Origin of the sequence: Microbacterium sp. R1 (assembly GCF_015159725.1) — a bacterium.
In the GTDB taxonomy this organism is placed as follows: domain Bacteria; phylum Actinomycetota; class Actinomycetes; order Actinomycetales; family Microbacteriaceae; genus Microbacterium; species Microbacterium oxydans.
This window is the reverse complement of record NZ_JADDUD010000001.1, coordinates 1,163,261-1,177,686: the sequence shown is the minus strand read 5'-3', so window position 1 is coordinate 1,177,686 and position 14,426 is coordinate 1,163,261. Positions and strand designations below refer to the sequence as shown.

At 69.9% G+C, this 14,426-nt stretch carries 13 protein-coding genes; 6 read left to right on the top strand and 7 right to left on the bottom strand.

Annotated features, from left to right (window positions below; all coding sequences use genetic code 11):
- Nucleotides 1-29: 29 nt before the first annotated feature.
- The 7 genes from ILP86_RS05925 to ILP86_RS05895 all read right to left on the bottom strand — a co-directional run bounded on the left by ILP86_RS05925 (nt 30) and on the right by ILP86_RS05895 (nt 8,249).
- A complete protein-coding gene (locus tag ILP86_RS05925) occupies nt 30-863 on the bottom strand; it encodes an ATP-binding cassette domain-containing protein (protein ID WP_046749686.1) in 834 nt (277 codons plus the stop codon).
- Nucleotides 860-2,665, bottom strand: a complete 1,806-nt coding sequence (locus ILP86_RS05920; RefSeq protein WP_193761589.1) for a dipeptide/oligopeptide/nickel ABC transporter permease/ATP-binding protein — start codon at nt 2,663-2,665, stop codon at nt 860-862. The genes ILP86_RS05925 and ILP86_RS05920 overlap by 4 nt, the downstream gene beginning before the upstream one ends.
- Nucleotides 2,662-3,603 (bottom strand): ABC transporter permease, encoded by a 942-nt coding sequence (locus ILP86_RS05915; RefSeq protein ID WP_046749688.1) that lies wholly within the window; start codon nt 3,601-3,603, stop codon nt 2,662-2,664. Before ILP86_RS05915 ends, ILP86_RS05920 begins: the two co-directional genes overlap by 4 nt.
- Nucleotides 3,604-3,673: 70 nt before the next feature.
- Nucleotides 3,674-5,203, bottom strand: a complete 1,530-nt coding sequence (locus tag ILP86_RS05910; protein WP_227750922.1) for an ABC transporter substrate-binding protein — start codon at nt 5,201-5,203, stop codon at nt 3,674-3,676.
- A 311-nt stretch (nt 5,204-5,514) separates the two neighbouring features.
- Nucleotides 5,515-6,882 (bottom strand): HNH endonuclease signature motif containing protein, encoded by a 1,368-nt coding sequence (locus tag ILP86_RS05905; RefSeq protein ID WP_193761588.1) that lies wholly within the window; start codon nt 6,880-6,882, stop codon nt 5,515-5,517.
- 112 nt (nt 6,883-6,994) lie between these two features.
- Nucleotides 6,995-7,234 (bottom strand): hypothetical protein, encoded by a 240-nt coding sequence (locus tag ILP86_RS05900; protein WP_113680989.1) that lies wholly within the window; start codon nt 7,232-7,234, stop codon nt 6,995-6,997.
- A gap of 52 nt (nt 7,235-7,286) precedes the next feature.
- The gene (locus ILP86_RS05895; RefSeq protein ID WP_193761587.1) at nt 7,287-8,249 is read right to left on the bottom strand and encodes an aldo/keto reductase; all 963 of its coding nucleotides are present in this window, start codon (nt 8,247-8,249) and stop codon (nt 7,287-7,289) included.
- Between the two features lie 100 nt (nt 8,250-8,349).
- On the opposite strand from ILP86_RS05895, the gene ILP86_RS05890 reads away from it, so the two are divergent.
- From ILP86_RS05890 to ILP86_RS05865, 6 genes are read left to right on the top strand one after another with little or no spacing between them, the layout of a single operon-like run.
- Nucleotides 8,350-9,084 carry an SDR family NAD(P)-dependent oxidoreductase gene (locus tag ILP86_RS05890; protein WP_046749694.1) on the top strand — a complete coding sequence of 245 codons (735 nt, stop codon included), beginning with the start codon at nt 8,350-8,352 and terminating at the stop codon, nt 9,082-9,084.
- A gap of 10 nt (nt 9,085-9,094) precedes the next feature.
- Complete coding sequence (locus ILP86_RS05885) at nt 9,095-10,195, top strand: zinc-binding dehydrogenase (protein ID WP_193761586.1); 1,101 nt, start codon at nt 9,095-9,097, stop codon at nt 10,193-10,195.
- A gap of 7 nt (nt 10,196-10,202) precedes the next feature.
- The gene (locus ILP86_RS05880) at nt 10,203-11,171 is read left to right on the top strand and encodes an aldo/keto reductase (RefSeq protein WP_193761585.1); all 969 of its coding nucleotides are present in this window, start codon (nt 10,203-10,205) and stop codon (nt 11,169-11,171) included.
- Nucleotides 11,172-11,217: 46 nt separating this feature from the next.
- Complete coding sequence (locus tag ILP86_RS05875; RefSeq protein WP_193761584.1) at nt 11,218-12,225, top strand: alpha/beta hydrolase; 1,008 nt, start codon at nt 11,218-11,220, stop codon at nt 12,223-12,225.
- Nucleotides 12,222-13,205, top strand: a complete 984-nt coding sequence (locus tag ILP86_RS05870; RefSeq protein WP_193761583.1) for an alpha/beta hydrolase — start codon at nt 12,222-12,224, stop codon at nt 13,203-13,205. The genes ILP86_RS05875 and ILP86_RS05870 overlap by 4 nt, the downstream gene beginning before the upstream one ends.
- Nucleotides 13,202-14,419, top strand: a complete 1,218-nt coding sequence (locus ILP86_RS05865) for a multidrug effflux MFS transporter (protein ID WP_227750921.1) — start codon at nt 13,202-13,204, stop codon at nt 14,417-14,419. Before ILP86_RS05870 ends, ILP86_RS05865 begins: the two co-directional genes overlap by 4 nt.
- Nucleotides 14,420-14,426: the final 7 nt, after the last annotated feature.

The following is a 14,426-nucleotide window of genomic DNA, read 5'->3' as shown; positions in this document are numbered from 1 at the left end:
TCTGCTGCGTGGAGTGTTCCGGCCTGGAGCTACCGTACCGCCGCATCGCGCACCTCCCGCAGAGCGAGCCACTGCGCGCGACGTTCGCGCTGGGCGCGCGGGTCGGCGACAGGCGAGGCCAGCCGAAGGCGCTCGGAGTAGGGGTGCTCGGGGGCACGGGTCACCTGCTCGCCCTCCCCGACCTCGACCAGCTCACCGCGGTACATCACCGCGACCCGATGGCAGACCCGTCGCACGACGCCCAGGTCGTGGGAGACGAAAAGGTAGGCCACACCGGTGTCGCGCTGCAGCTCGATGAACAGGTCGAGGATCGTCGCCTGCGTGGTGAGGTCGAGCGCACTCACCGGCTCGTCGCACACGATCAGGCGAGGGCCCCGCACCAGCGCGCGGGCGATCGCGACCCGCTGCCTCTGCCCGCCGGAGAACTCGCTCGGATACCGGTCCACCGACGTCGACGGCAGCCGCACGCGATCGAGCATCTCCCGTACCTTCGCCTCTGCGGCCTTGGCACCGATGCCGGTGGTGAGCAGCGGCTCAGCGAGGATGTCGCCGATCGTCATGGCGGGATTCAGCGAGCCGTAGGGGTCCTGGAAGACGACCTGCACGTCATCGGCGAGCGCTCGGCGATGACGGGTGCCGAGGTGGCTGATCTCGCGCCCGTCGAACCGGATGCTGCCGGCTGTGACGGGAGCGAGCCCGAGGATGGCCTTGCCGAGCGTCGACTTCCCCGACCCGGACTCTCCGACCAGACCGAGGCACTCCCCGGGTGCGATGTCGAGCGAGACGCCGTGCAGTGCCCGGTAGGCCTGCCGTCCGCGACCGTATTCCACGACCAGGTCGTTCACCTCGAGCAGCGGGTTCATGCGGGGACTCCCGTCGCGCGGCGGTCGAGCTCGGCTCTGCCCTCGGCGTCGTCGAGCGACGCGGCGATCAGTTCTCGCGTGTAGTCGACGGCGGGGGCGGCGAAGAGGTCGTCGACAGGGCCCGACTCCACGATGTCGCCGCCGCGCATCACGATCACCCGATCGCAGATGTCCGCCACGACGCCGAAGTTGTGCGTGACGATGAGCAACGCCATCCCGTACTCCGCCTGCAGCTCGCGCAGCAGCTCCAGCACCTCGGCCTGCACCGTGACGTCGAGCGCGGTCGTCGGTTCGTCGGCGACGAGGAGCGACGGCTTGCCGGCGATAGCCCCCGCGATCAGCACCCGCTGCGCCATGCCTCCCGACACCTGGTGGGGGTAGCTGCGCATCACCCGGTCGGGGTCGGTGATGCCCACTCGCACGAGCATCGCCCTGGCGCGCTCCTTCGCCGCAGCCTTGCTGAGCCCATGCGTGCGGCGCAGCGGCTCGACCAGCTGATGGCCGATCGTGTACGAGGGGTCGAGGTTGCTCATCGGCTCCTGCGGCACGTAGCCGATGGAGCGCCCCAGCAGGGCATGGCGCTGCGCGGGTGTCGCCTGCGTGACGTCGACACCACCGACCCAGATCGCGTCGGCGGTCGCCCGCCCGGTGGCCGGAAGCAGGTCGAGCACCGAGAAGACCGTCTGCGACTTGCCGGATCCCGACTCGCCGACGATGCCGACGACCTCGCCGGGGGCGACGTCGAGGGTCACCCCGTGCACCACCTCGGTCTCGCCGTTCGGTGTGGCGTGCACGACCCGGAGGTTCTCCACGCGCAGAGCCGAGGCCTCCGCGGCGTGCTGCGCCGTGCCGGACGGGGAATCCGGTCCGGAGAGGGCGGCGGACCCGGCAGCGGAGACGGCGACGTCCTTCCGACGACGGGACACCCGTGGCGTGCGCACCTGCACCAGCTCGGCGAGCGTCGACCCCATGATCGCGAGCACCGCGATCGTGAGCCCGAGGGCCGCCGACGGCCACAGCAGCATGAGCGGATACGTGAGCATGAGGCGGAAGCCCTCCAGCATCATGGCTCCCCAGCTCGGGACGTTGGAGTCGCCGATGCCGAGGAACTGGAGGCCTGCCTGCATGCCCATCGCGATACCGGCGGTCAGCGCCGTCTGGATGATCACGGGCGGATAGACGGCCTTGATCACGTGGCGGAAGATGATCCGTCCGTCGGAGAGTCCGGAGACCCTCGCAGCGTCGATGTAGGGCTCGCTGCGCACGGCGAGCGTCTGCGAGCGGGCGATGCGGAAGTAGCCGGGCACCATGAACACGCCGACGGTGGCCATCAGCAGTTCGAAGTTGTTGCGAGACCCTGCAGCCACGACGAGCAGGATGATCATGCCGGGGATCGACTGCAGGGCATCGCTGATCCATGTGGAGACCCGGTCGAACGCTCCCCCGAAATAACCGGCGGCGACACCGGCGGGCACACCGATCACGAGGGCGGTGACGATCGTGATGAGCGCGCCCCACAGCGTCGTGCGGGTGCCGTAGATGAGGCGGCTGAGGATGTCCCGCCCCGTGGAGTCGCCACCGAGCAGATGCTCCGGTCCCGGTGCGGCCTTCGCAGCGGACAGGTCGACGAAGTTCGGGTCCATCGGTGCGAGCAGCGGGGCGAACACGCCCACCAGCACGATGAGCACGAAGATCGCGAGCGGGATGTACCCGCCGGGGTGACGGAGGAACCGCCGGAACAGGCTCGACCTCCGCTTCTGCGCCGCGCGGTCGAACGCGACCCTGATGTCTGTCGTGGTCATGCGACGCGCACCTTCGGATTGATCCAGCCGAGCACGAGGTCGAGCAGGAGGTTGATGAGGACGACAAAGACGACGGAGACGACCGTGATGCCGAGCAGCATGGGGATGTCGCCGTTCTGCGATGACTGATTCGTGAGCTGGCCGAGCCCCGGGAGGCTGAAGATCTGCTCGACCACGATCGCGCCGGAGAGGAGGCCGACGAACATGAGCGCGATCACGGTGAGGGCCGCCGGCGAGGCGTTTCGGAGGATGTGCAGGTTGACGCGGGCGGCGGAGAGTCCTCGGCTGCGGAGAGTGCGTACCCAGTCCTGTCGGCTCTGCGCGATGACGGCGTTGCGCAGCTGCTCCGACACCGCGACGATGCCGCCCAGCGCGAGCGAGATCGCCGGAAGGGTGATGGAGCGCAGCCAGCCGTCGACGGACTGCGTCGGGGGCACGTAGCCCACGGCCGGGAACCACTTCAGCTGCACGGCGAGCCACATCACCAGCACGAGGCTGACCCAGAATCCCGGGAGTGCGAACAGCACGACGGAGATGCCCTTGATGATGCGGTCGAACCAGGTGCCGGGTCGGAGTCCGGTGATCATGCCGAACCCGATGCCGACGACCGCGGTGATGAGCGTCGCGAAGGTCACGACGCTCAGCGTCACCGGGACCTTGATCGCGAGCTGCGCGCTCACCGGTTGGAAGTTGCGCCAGGAGACGCCGAAGTCGAGCAGCACGGCGTGTGAGAGCCAGTCCCAGAACTGCACGAGGAGCGGACGGTCGAGACCGATCTTCTCGGCCAACGCCGCCTGCTGCGCTGGGCTCGCCGTGGTGCCGAGCAGGGATGCGGTCGGGTCGCTGATGGCCAGGTGCGCCAGGAAGAAGGTGCCGATCGAGACCGCGACGAGCAGGAGGATGCCGGACAGCACCCGCTTCGCCGTGAACACAAGCATGAGAACCTCGGGAGGGGTCGGAGGGGGCAGGACCCGGGGGCGGCCGTGTCGTGGCCGCCCCCGGAGGGCATCAGCCCTGGGTGATGTAGCGCAGGGTGGGGAACATCATCCCGACGACGGGCTGCAGCTGGATGCCGGGTGCCGTGTAGTAGATGTTGTTGGCCTGGTACCAGACCGACCACCACGCCTGATCGACGAGGGCCTTGTTGAGCTCCTTGACGGCGTCGGTCTGCGCGTCGCCGCGTTCCTTCTGCACCTTGTCGACGAGCGGGGCGATGACCTCGTTCTGGGCGTAGTCGGGTTCGGGGTTGAACCACTGCACGCTGGTGACCTGACGGGCCACCGTCGCGACGTCGTTGCCGTCCATCGCGAGGAACGAGATGAACATCGGGTAGTTCGGCGCGTTCAGCTGGTAGTCGGGCATCTGCATGTTGTCCCAGGTGACCGTGACACCCAGCTCGTTGAGCGCCTGCTCCGCGGAGGGCTTCCACATCTCGAAGATCGGCGACATGGGCATCGAGATCGCGAACCCGTCGGGGTAGCCGGCGTCGGCGAGCAGCTTCTTGGCCTTGTCCATGTTGTAGGCGTAGGTCTCGTTGAGGGCGGGGTCGTTGACTGTGCCGCCGTCGGGGAACACCTGGTTCGTGGCGACGCCGGCACCGCTGCCGACGGCGGCCAGGATCGCGGCGCCGTCGAAGGCGTAGTTCAGGGCCTGGCGCACCTCGAGCTTGCCGAGGGGCTCGCTCTTCGCGCCGGTGTGGTCGGTGATGACGAGTCCGGCCCAGCCGGAGACGCGCTCCGCGGTGTTCCAGCCCTGCTGCTTCGCCTGCTCGAGGTTGGCGACGTCGCCGTACTGCACGTTGATCTGGCCGCTGAGCATCGCGTTGTGTCGGGCGGTGGCGTCGGTGATCGGGTAGATCGCGAGCTCGGAGAACGGATAGGTCTCGGCATCCCAGTAGTCGGCGGTCTTGGTGAAGTGGTACTCCGCACCGGCGACGCTCGTGGCGCTGTCGAGGACGTACGGGCCGGAGCCGATCGGCTCGCTGCCGAGTGTTCCCGCCTCGATGGCCGCGGGCGAGGCCACGTAGCTGCGGCCGAGGCCCATGAAGTAGAGGATCGTGTCATCGCGCTGTGTGAGCACGATGCGCACGGTGTCGTCGTCGACCTTCTCGAACGAGGCGACGTTGACGTAGGCCTCCCCGGAGCGCGCTCCGGCCTTCAGGTACTCGAGGCTGGTGATGACGGCGTCGACGTCGACCGGGGTGCCGTCGCTGAACACGGCGTCGGTGCGGATGTCGAGGTCGATGCTCAGGTCGTCGTCGGCGACCGTCCAGTCTGTGGCCAGCGACGGGATCGGTTCGCCGTCGGCGTCGAGGGCGATCAGGGCGTCGTAGACCGCGGAGAGGTACGGACCGTCGAAGCCGATGTCGGCGAGGGAGGGATCCCACGACGTGATGTCGAGGAAGTTGCCGATGTTCAGGGCGTCGGGGCCTTCGGCAGCGCTGCCGTCGGACGGGGAGGGCGTTGCGCCGCCGCTGCAGCTGGTGAGCGCGAGGGTCGCGGCCACGGCTGCGGCGAGCGCGAGGGGCATTCGTTTCATGGTTCCTTCTCTCGGGTGCAAGGGTGGTGAAGAAGGCTCGGAGTGCCGCTGGCCGGTAGCCGGATCCGGCGTCACCTCGATGTGTCGCGCTGGTTAGTCTACAGGCGTGGAAAAAGAGCGCAAGGGTGATTCTTGCCACGGATGCCCCACCCCATGCCCGGGGGCGCACCGGGCTTGTCCGAGCGCGCAGGCATAGCGGCAGATCGGCACCCCGTTCAGCCGACGCCCGCCTCAGTCAGCGCCCCTCTCAGGCAGCACCACCCTCAGGCAGCGCCCCTCTCAGGCAGCACCACTCTCAGGCAGCGCCCCTCTCAGGCAGCGACATCGAAGCGTGCTCGCCCACCCAGCCGCGGAGTGCGCGCCGGATCAACCGAGGCGGGCGGCAGGAACCACACCTTTTCGCGACCACCACCACCGCCACCGCCACCGCCACCGCCACCGCCACCGATGCGGATGCCCCACCCGTTGTCGTGGATGCGGTGATGACAGGTCTCGCACAGCAGCACGCCGTTCGAGAGATCGGTCGGCCCCTGGTCGCGTGTCCACCAGCGGATATGGTGCGCCTTCGTCATCTCCGGGGGGAGTCCGCACATGGCGCAGCCGCCGTCCCTCTCCACGAGGGCCAGTCGTTGCGACCGCGTGAAGAGGCGCTTCTCCCGCCCCCAGTCGAGCACCTCGCTCACGGTACCGAGTACGCACGGGATCACTCCCCCGCCCGCAGCCATCCGCCGCGCAGCTCCGATGCTGACGGGCTGCTCGATTCCGTCGATCTCGGCCGATCCCACACCCGCTTCCAGCGCGTCGAGATCCACCCGCACGATGACGGTCGCGCCCGCCAACGGCACGCGAGCCTCGCAGTCGAGCACATGCCCGGCGAACACCGCGAGCGCATCGGCCTGGATCATCGGCACGGTGCGACGATCGGCATCGGGCGCGTCCGGGGCCGTCGCATCCTTCCGGGCGGCGAATGCGGCGCTCACGTAGCCGCGGATGGCGGTCACGACGGGTGCGGCAGTCTCCGCATCGAGGACGGCGTTCAGATGCACCATCCCGCCGCGCTCGTGGATGGTCAGGGATCGTCGGGAACGCTGCTCCTCGAGACGCGACTCCACCCCATCCGGGTCCAACCAGGCTTCCGCCCGCACGACCAGCTTCCGTACGTCGTCGATCGCGAGCCCCGCCGACTTCTCGACCAGCACACGCTCCGCTTCGGCGACACGCTCGACACCGACCACCACGCGGCATCGGTCGAGCAGCGCGATGATCACCGCTGCCGCCTGAGCGCTGAGTGCGCCCGCGTCGAGTGCCTCCCGAATCAGCGGATACCTCGCCGGCAGCGGTACACCGAGGAGATCGGCGCGTGGTGCGACCGCCTCTCCGACCTTCACCAGCCGATGCGCCTCACCGCGCGACACCCCGACAGTCGCCGCGATCAAGGTCGCCGGATTCCGGAAGCCCTGCTGCTTCGCAAGGCTCTCCGCCCCCAGCTCCGGACGGGACTCCCGCGAGATGCAAGCGGCGACCTCGATGTGCACCGCGTCCAGCCGGCGTTGCAGCACGCCGATCGACGCGCTCACCGCGATCAGCTGCTCACGCGAGAGGTCTCCCGAACTCTCGGCGTCGGCCCACGCCGCATCGAGGCGGGACATCGCCTCGTGCAATACGGCCAACTTCGACATGCCTCGATTCTACCGAATCAGCGCTCGACATTCGAAGTTATGTTCGATCTCATTCCAGCATTCCGTTGCCGTCGCCTCCAAGGCCGAGGCCGCCACACGTCCGACCCGACCGTCAGGGCGTATCCCGCACAATGCTCTTCGCCTCATCGACGAGCGCACGATACCCGGGGAGGAACGGCTCGACGAGCTTCGTCTCAAGCTGCGACTCCAGATCACAGAGCACACGCCGCTCCGCCTCATCCACCACGAGCTCACCACTCCCGTTGGCAGCGGCCAGCCATTCGAAGAGCACCAGCGCTTCGCCAGCCGTCAGCTGCAGCTCGACCGACACCCTCTCTCCGCTTCCCGCCATGCGCATCATGCTAGTCGTGAACACCACCCCGCACTCCCCCTCCACTCACCACTCACCACGCTCCATCCGCCCGCACTCCGCGGTCGACCCAGCAGTCGGCAAGGGCGGTGCGCACCTCGTCGCCGTGGTCGCGCGCCAGCGCGAGGGCGGCATGGTTGAGCTCGAGCTGTGCGACGCGTGAGGCGCCGAACAGCACGTTCGCCGTCGCGGGGTTGGACAGGCAGAAAGCGATGCCGAGTGCTGCCGGCGTCACGCCGAACCCCTCGGCGACCCGCGCGACCTCGGGGTAGACGGCCGCGATCCGCTCACGGATCCCGCCGACGTCGGCACCGATCTTCCGTTCCGGCATCCGTCCGGTGGCGAGGATGCCCCCCTCGAACACGTCCGACGCCTGGAGGGTGAGCGTGCCGTCGGCGAACAGCGGCCCGTAGGCGTCGCCTTCCGCCATCGACCGACGAGCGATGCCGTACTTCAACTGTGCGAACACCGGTCCGGCCACCCCCTGAGCTTCGGATTCCGCGAGAGCCTGCCGCGTGTGTTCGATGCGCCAGTTGTTGATGCCCCAGGAACCGACGAGCCCTTCGTCGATCAGCGCGTTCACGTCGGCCACGAGCCGCGGCAGGTCGGGGGCATCGACGTAGTCGCCCACCACGAGGGTGTCGAACCGGTCGAGGCCGGCCCGCTGCAGCGACTCCACGAGCTGCGCACGGAACCCCTGGTTCGGCCAGTCCCACAGCCAGAGCTTCCCGCACAGCACGATGTCCGCGCGGTCGACGCCGCTCGCCCGCAGCGCCTCGCCGAACAGGATGTCGGTGCGGGAGTTCTCGGCGTGCGGACCCATGTTGTAGTACGCGACGTCGAAGAACCCCGCATCGAGCTCCACCGCGCGCCGGATGAGGGTGACCGCCTCGTCCCGCTCCATGCGATCCCAGGTGTTCCACGACCCCAGGGCGAGCGGCGGCACCGGCGCCCCGCCCGAGAACAGGGGTGTGCGGGGATATGTCGGATCGGGCATGAGGGCTCCTTCGCCGTCTCGTGGCACGGGGTTGTGTTTTTCTATGTTTGTAGAATATAACGGACTCATCCCGTCAGAACACCCGTCAGTGAGGACGAACATGACCGTTTCCCCCCGCCGCATCCTGGTCACCGGAGGGGCGTCCGGGCTCGGCCGCGGCATCGCCACCGCCTTCCGCACGGCCGGCGACGAGGTGTTCATCGGCGACGTGGACGCCGACGCAGCCGCTGCCGTCGCCGCCGAGATCGGCGCCACCCCGCTCCCCCTCGACATCGGCGACGAAGCGTCGGTGCGAGCGGCGGCCGAGCGGGTCAGGGAGTCCGGCGGCATCGACGTGCTGGTCAACAACGCCGGCATCGTCGCTGGTGGCGGCACGCTGCAGGAGGTACCGGTGGATGTGGTGGATGCCGTCCTCCGCGTCAACGTGCGCGGCACGTTCCTCATGCTCCACGTCTTCGGCGCACTGCTGGCCGAGGCGGGGCACGGTTCGATCGTCAACATCTCCTCGATCGGCGCCCGCCAGCCCACCGCGGGCCTCGGACACTACGAGGCGACGAAGGCCGCGGTCGACGCCTTCACCCGCACCGCCGCCCTCGAGCTCTCCGCCTCGGGAGTGCGCGTGAACGCCGTCGCACCGGGGCCGGTCCTCACCCCGCTGACGGCCGGCTTCGCCTCCGACCCCGACGCCCGAGCCGCCTGGGAGTCCCGCATCCCCCTCGGGAGCATCGCCGAGGTCGACCAGATCACGCCGCTCGTGCTGTTCCTCGCGAGCGACGCCGCCAACCACATCACCGGAGTCTCGGTCGCCGTCGACGGCGGCCAGCTCCTGGTCTGAGAGGACCCCCATGTCGATACCCACCCTCACCCGCGCCGCCGTGCTCACCGCCCACGGCGAACCCCTCACACTGCAGGAGCTCCCCCTCCCGAGCGAGGTCGAACCGGGCGCCGCGCTCGTGCGCATCGCCTGCACCACGCTCTGCGGCACCGACATCGAGATCTGGGAGGGGAGGATGACCTTCCCCGGCATGCTGCCCATGGTCCTCGGGCACGAGATGGTCGGCGAGATCGTCGCCGTCGGCACGGATACCCGCGATGCGCTGGGTCGACCGCTCTCCGCCGGCGACCGCATCGGCTGGTCGGAGTCGACCTGCGGGGAGTGCCACGGCTGCGTCGTGCTGCGCGAACCCGTCGCCTGCGCGCGCCGCGGCTACGGATTCCTGCAGCGCGCCGATGTGCACCCGTTCGCCACCGCGGGGCTCTCCGAGTACGCCTACGTCACCCCCGGTGCAGCCAAGCTGCTGCTGCCGCCGACGGTCAAGGACACGTGGGCGTCGATGGCGGGATGCGCGGCGAAGACCGTGCTGCGCGCCTTCGAGCGCGCGGGCCGCATCCGTCCAGGCTCGACCGTCGTGGTCCAGGGGTCCGGAGCGCTCGGCATCTTCGCCACCGCCGTCGCGAAGATCGCCGGTGCGGGTCGCGTCATCACGGTCGGCGCTCCCGCCGTCCGCCTCGAGCTCGCCGCGCGCTTCGGTGCGGATGCCGTCGTCGACTTCCGCGACGGACCCGTCGTGGATCAGGTTCTCGAGCTCACCGGCGGCCTCGGCGCCGAGCACGTCTTCGACTTCGCCGGGGCACCGAGCGTCGGCCCCGACGCCGTCGGCATGGCCGCGCAGCGCGGCACGATCGCGATCGTCGGCTCCACGGGACCAGCGGGCGACGGCTTCGCCCTCAGCACGATCATGGGCAAGGAGCTCACGGTGGTCGGCTCGTTGAACGGCGACATCTCCGACTACGCCAGGGCCATCGACTTCTTCGCCGCCTTCGCCGATCGCTACCCGTGGGACGCCCTGTTCAGCGCCCCCGTCGGTCTCGCCGACGCCTCGGACAAGATCGCCCGCATGCACCACCTCGATGAGGTCAAGGCCGTCATCGACCCGAGAATGTGAGCCTCCGATGACCACTCCCCTCCACACCGTCCCCCGCCGCGAGATCGGTCGCAGCGGCATCGACGCCTCGCTGTTCTCCCTGGGCTCCTGGCACACCTACGACCGCATGGACTTCGCCGACGCGGTGGCCATGCTGCGGGAGGCCGTGGAGCGCGGTGTCAACCTCTTCGACGTCGGCGTGTACTCCGCGCCCGGCGCCCCGCCCGTGTTCACGGATGTCATCTTCTCCGCCATGGTCCGCGCCGCCGGTCTCGCCCGTGAGGACTGGCTGCTGTCGTCGAAGCTGTGGCTCGAGGCCTTCGACGCCGACGGCTTCCGCCCGCAGCTCGAGAACGCCCTGATGCGGGTGGGCGTCGGGCACGCCGACCTCGTGATCCTGGGCGACCTGCGGCGGGACGACCTCGACCTGCGCGACCTCGTGATCGATCTCGCCCGACTCACCGAAGCCGGACTCATCCGCGCGTGGGGCGTGAACAACTGGTCGGCCTCGAGCATCCAGACCCTGATCGACCTCGCCGCACGAGAGGGGGTCGCCGGCCCGCAGATCGCACAGCTGAAGTACAGCGTGTCCCGACGCTCGATCCCCGACGGCGCCCCGTTCGCCCGCCTGTGGGAGCAGGGCCTCACCCTGCAGGCTTCGGACTGCCTGGAAGGCGGCGTGCTCGCCGGAAAGGTGAACGGCGACCGGCAGATCGGCCGCGACCCCGGAGACATCCGAACGCGGATCATCGCCGACGTGCCCGCGTTCACGGCGCTCGCGGAATCGCTCGACGTCTCGCCCGCACAGCTCGGCCTGGCGTTCACCCTCACGCATCCCGCCCTCACGACCACGCTCTTCGGCGCATCGAGCGTCGCGCAGCTGCGGGCGAACCTCGACGCCGCCGCGCTGGTCGAGCGCGTCGGCGCCACGACGCTCCGCGAACTCGTCGAACCGTTCTGGGCCGACCGCGACGTCGTCGACCCCGAGGGCCCCTGAACACCGCCCCGCGACCGTGCCCGCCCGAAGCCTCGCAAGGAGACCCATGACCACCCCCACCGCCACCGCCACCGGACGCCCCACCCTCACCCCCGTGCCGTTCGACCCCGAGGTGCAGGCCGTGCTCGATGAGCTCGACAGGAACCCGCAGCCGGCGCTGACCCGCGACACCCTCCCGCGCGAGGGCACCGACCGCATGTTCCCCGACAACGACGCTGTGATCGCCGGACGTGCGATCGAGTGGGAGGACCGGATCATCCCCGGCCCCGCCGGCGCCCCTGACATCGAGATCACGGTGTTCCGTCCCGTCGGCACCGCGCACGAGGTGCTCCCCGGCTTCGTGAACATCCACGGTGGGGGCATGATCGTCGGACACCGCTCCTGGGAGACCGGCCGCGTGGTCGACATCGTCGCCGAGCACCACGTCGTCGCAGTGAACGTCGAGTACCGTCTCGCGCCGGAGGACCCTTTCCCGGCCGGAGTCGAAGACTGCTACGCCGCCTTCCTCTGGGTGCACGCCCACGCCGCCGACCTCGGGATCGACCCCGATCGCATCGTGGTCGGAGGCGGCAGCGCCGGTGGTGGCCTCACGGCGGCCGTCGCGCTGATGGCCCGCGACCGGCGCGGACCGGTCATGGCAGGGCAGCTGCTGCTGTGCCCGATGATCGACAACACGAACACCACCGTCGCGAGCCGCCAGTACGACGGCATCGGCACCTGGCAGCGGGAGATGAACCTGCTCGCTTGGTCGTGCGTGCTCGGCGACGACCTCGCCTTCAGCCCGGAAGCCCCGGCGTACGCCGCTCCGAGCCGTGCGACCGACCTCGCCTCCCTCCCACCCGCCTTCATCGAGGTCGGCGAGGCGGAGGCCTTCCGCGACGAGGACACCGAGTACGCGCTTCGCATCTGGGCCACCGGCGGTCAGGCGGAGTTGCACGTGTGGGGCGGTGGCGCGCACGGCTTCGACATGTACATGCCGGATGCCGAGATCTCGCGCGCGGCCCTCGCTACCCGCGCCTCCTGGCTGCGCCGGATCTGGCTGGAAGCCCGATGACCGCCCCCGCGCCGGTGCCGTACGACCCCGCGCTCGTCCCGGGGCTGACCGCGTTCGTCGACCTCGTCGAGGTGATCCCGCTGCGCGCCGAGACGATCCACGCCAACCGCGACCACTTCGCGACGATCATCCCGCCCATGGCGACACAGGCCGCCGGGCGGGCGGTCACCTGGGAGGATCGGACCATCCCCGGCCCCGACGGCGCCCCCGACATCGAGGTCACGATCGTCCGCCCGACCGCACCCGCGTATGCACCGGCGCCGGCCGTGCTGTCGATCCACGGCGGCGGCATGGTCCTCGGCACCCGGTTCTTCGGCACGGGCGAGCTCATCGACCTCGCGGAACGCCACGGCGTGATCGGCGTCGCCGTCGAGTACCGCCTCGCCCCCGAGCATCCCGGTCCCGCACAGGCGGAGGACTGCTACGCGGCATTGGAGTGGATGGCCGCGCACGCCGACGAGCTCGGCATCGACCCGGACCGCATCATCGCCTCCGGCATGAGCGCGGGCGGCGGGCTCTCCGCTGCCGTCGCCCTGATGACACGCGACCGCGGCGGCCCACGCCTGGCAGGACAGCTGCTCGGCTGCCCGATGCTCGACGACCGCAACGACACCGTCTCCAGTCGCCAGTACGACGGGTTCGGCGCCTGGGATCGCCACAACAACGACACGGCCTGGAACGCCATCACCGGATCCGACCGCGGCACGGACCGGGTCTCCCCGTACACCTCGCCCGCGCGCGCCGACGACCTGTCCGGCCTCGCGCCCGCGTTCATCGAGGTCGGAGCGGCCGAGACGTTCCGAGACGAGGCGGTCGACTACGCCCTGCGCATCTGGGCGACGGGAGGTCGCGCGGAGCTGCACGTCTGGGCCGGCGGCTATCACGGGTTCTCCGGCTTCTCCCCCGAAGCGGAGGTCTCACGGGCGGCCGTCGCCGCTCGTGACAGCTGGCTGCGGCGCACCCTGCGCCTGGACGGATGAGCATCACCTCGTCCGGACCGACCCCGCGCCCGCGGATGAGCACGCTGCGGGCCATGCTCGTGCTCGGCATGCTGGAGGCGTTCGGTCCGCTGTCGATGGATCTGTATCTGCCCCAGCTGCCGCAGCTCGCCGCGTCCCTCGACACCACCGAGGCGCTCGCTCAGGCGACGATGTCGGCGTGCATGATCGGCCTCGGCCTCGGCCAGCTCGTCGCCGGGCCGCTCAGCGATCGTCTCGGCAGGAGGCTACCGCTCATGGTGGGCGTCTCGGCCTTCGCCGTGCTCTCCCTCCTGTGTGCTCTCGCCCCGACGATCGAGGTCCTGCTGGTGGTCCGCTTCCTGCAGGGTCTCGCGGGGTCGGCCGGCATCGTGATCTGCCTCGCGATCGCCCGCGACCAGTTCGAGGGCGTCGAGCTGTCGCGCATGCTGTCGCTGTTGTTCCTGGTCTCGGGCACCGCGCCGATCGTCGCACCCGTGGTCGGCGGTCAGCTCGCACTGATCATGGATTGGCGAGGCATCTTCGGCGTGCTCAGCGCGGTGGGTGTCGTGCTGCTCCTGGTCGTCGTGCTCGCCCTGCCGGAGACCCTGCCTGCCGCCGCCCGTCACGGCGGAGGTCTGCGCACGCTCGGACTCCATGCCGGGGCCGTCGTCCGCGATCGTCTGTTCGTGGCCGTGCTGTGCGCCGCAGCAGGAGGCGGTGTCGCCTTCTTCACCTACCTGTCGATGTCCTCGTTCGTGCTGCAGGACGAATTCGGCCTGAGCCCGCAGTCGTTCAGCCTCGCTTTCGCGGCCGGAGCGCTGGCCAGCATCGCCGGCAGCCAGCTCAGCCGTCTCGTGGTCGGCAGATGGGGCCCGCTGCGCGTGTACCTCGGCGGCATCTCGGCCACGCTGGTCGCGACGACCGCATTCCTGGCGCTCGCCCTCTCCGATGTCGGCGTCACGGGCATCGTCGCCGCGTTGATCGGCTTCATGCTGTGCTCGGGGCTGGGTGGCCCCAACGGGCAGACCCTCGCGCTCGCCCACCACGGAGCACGAGCGGGCACCGCCTCTGCCCTGCTCGGCATGTCGACGTTCCTGTTCGGCCCCGTGCTCGCGCCGATCGCCGCGGGAGTCGGCGGCACGAACGCGGTCACGATGGCGGTGACGATGACCGTGGCTGCGGCCGTCGCCGCGGTCGCCGCGTGGGCGTTCGTGCGCCCGGCCGCGGTCGTCTGAGAGCTCC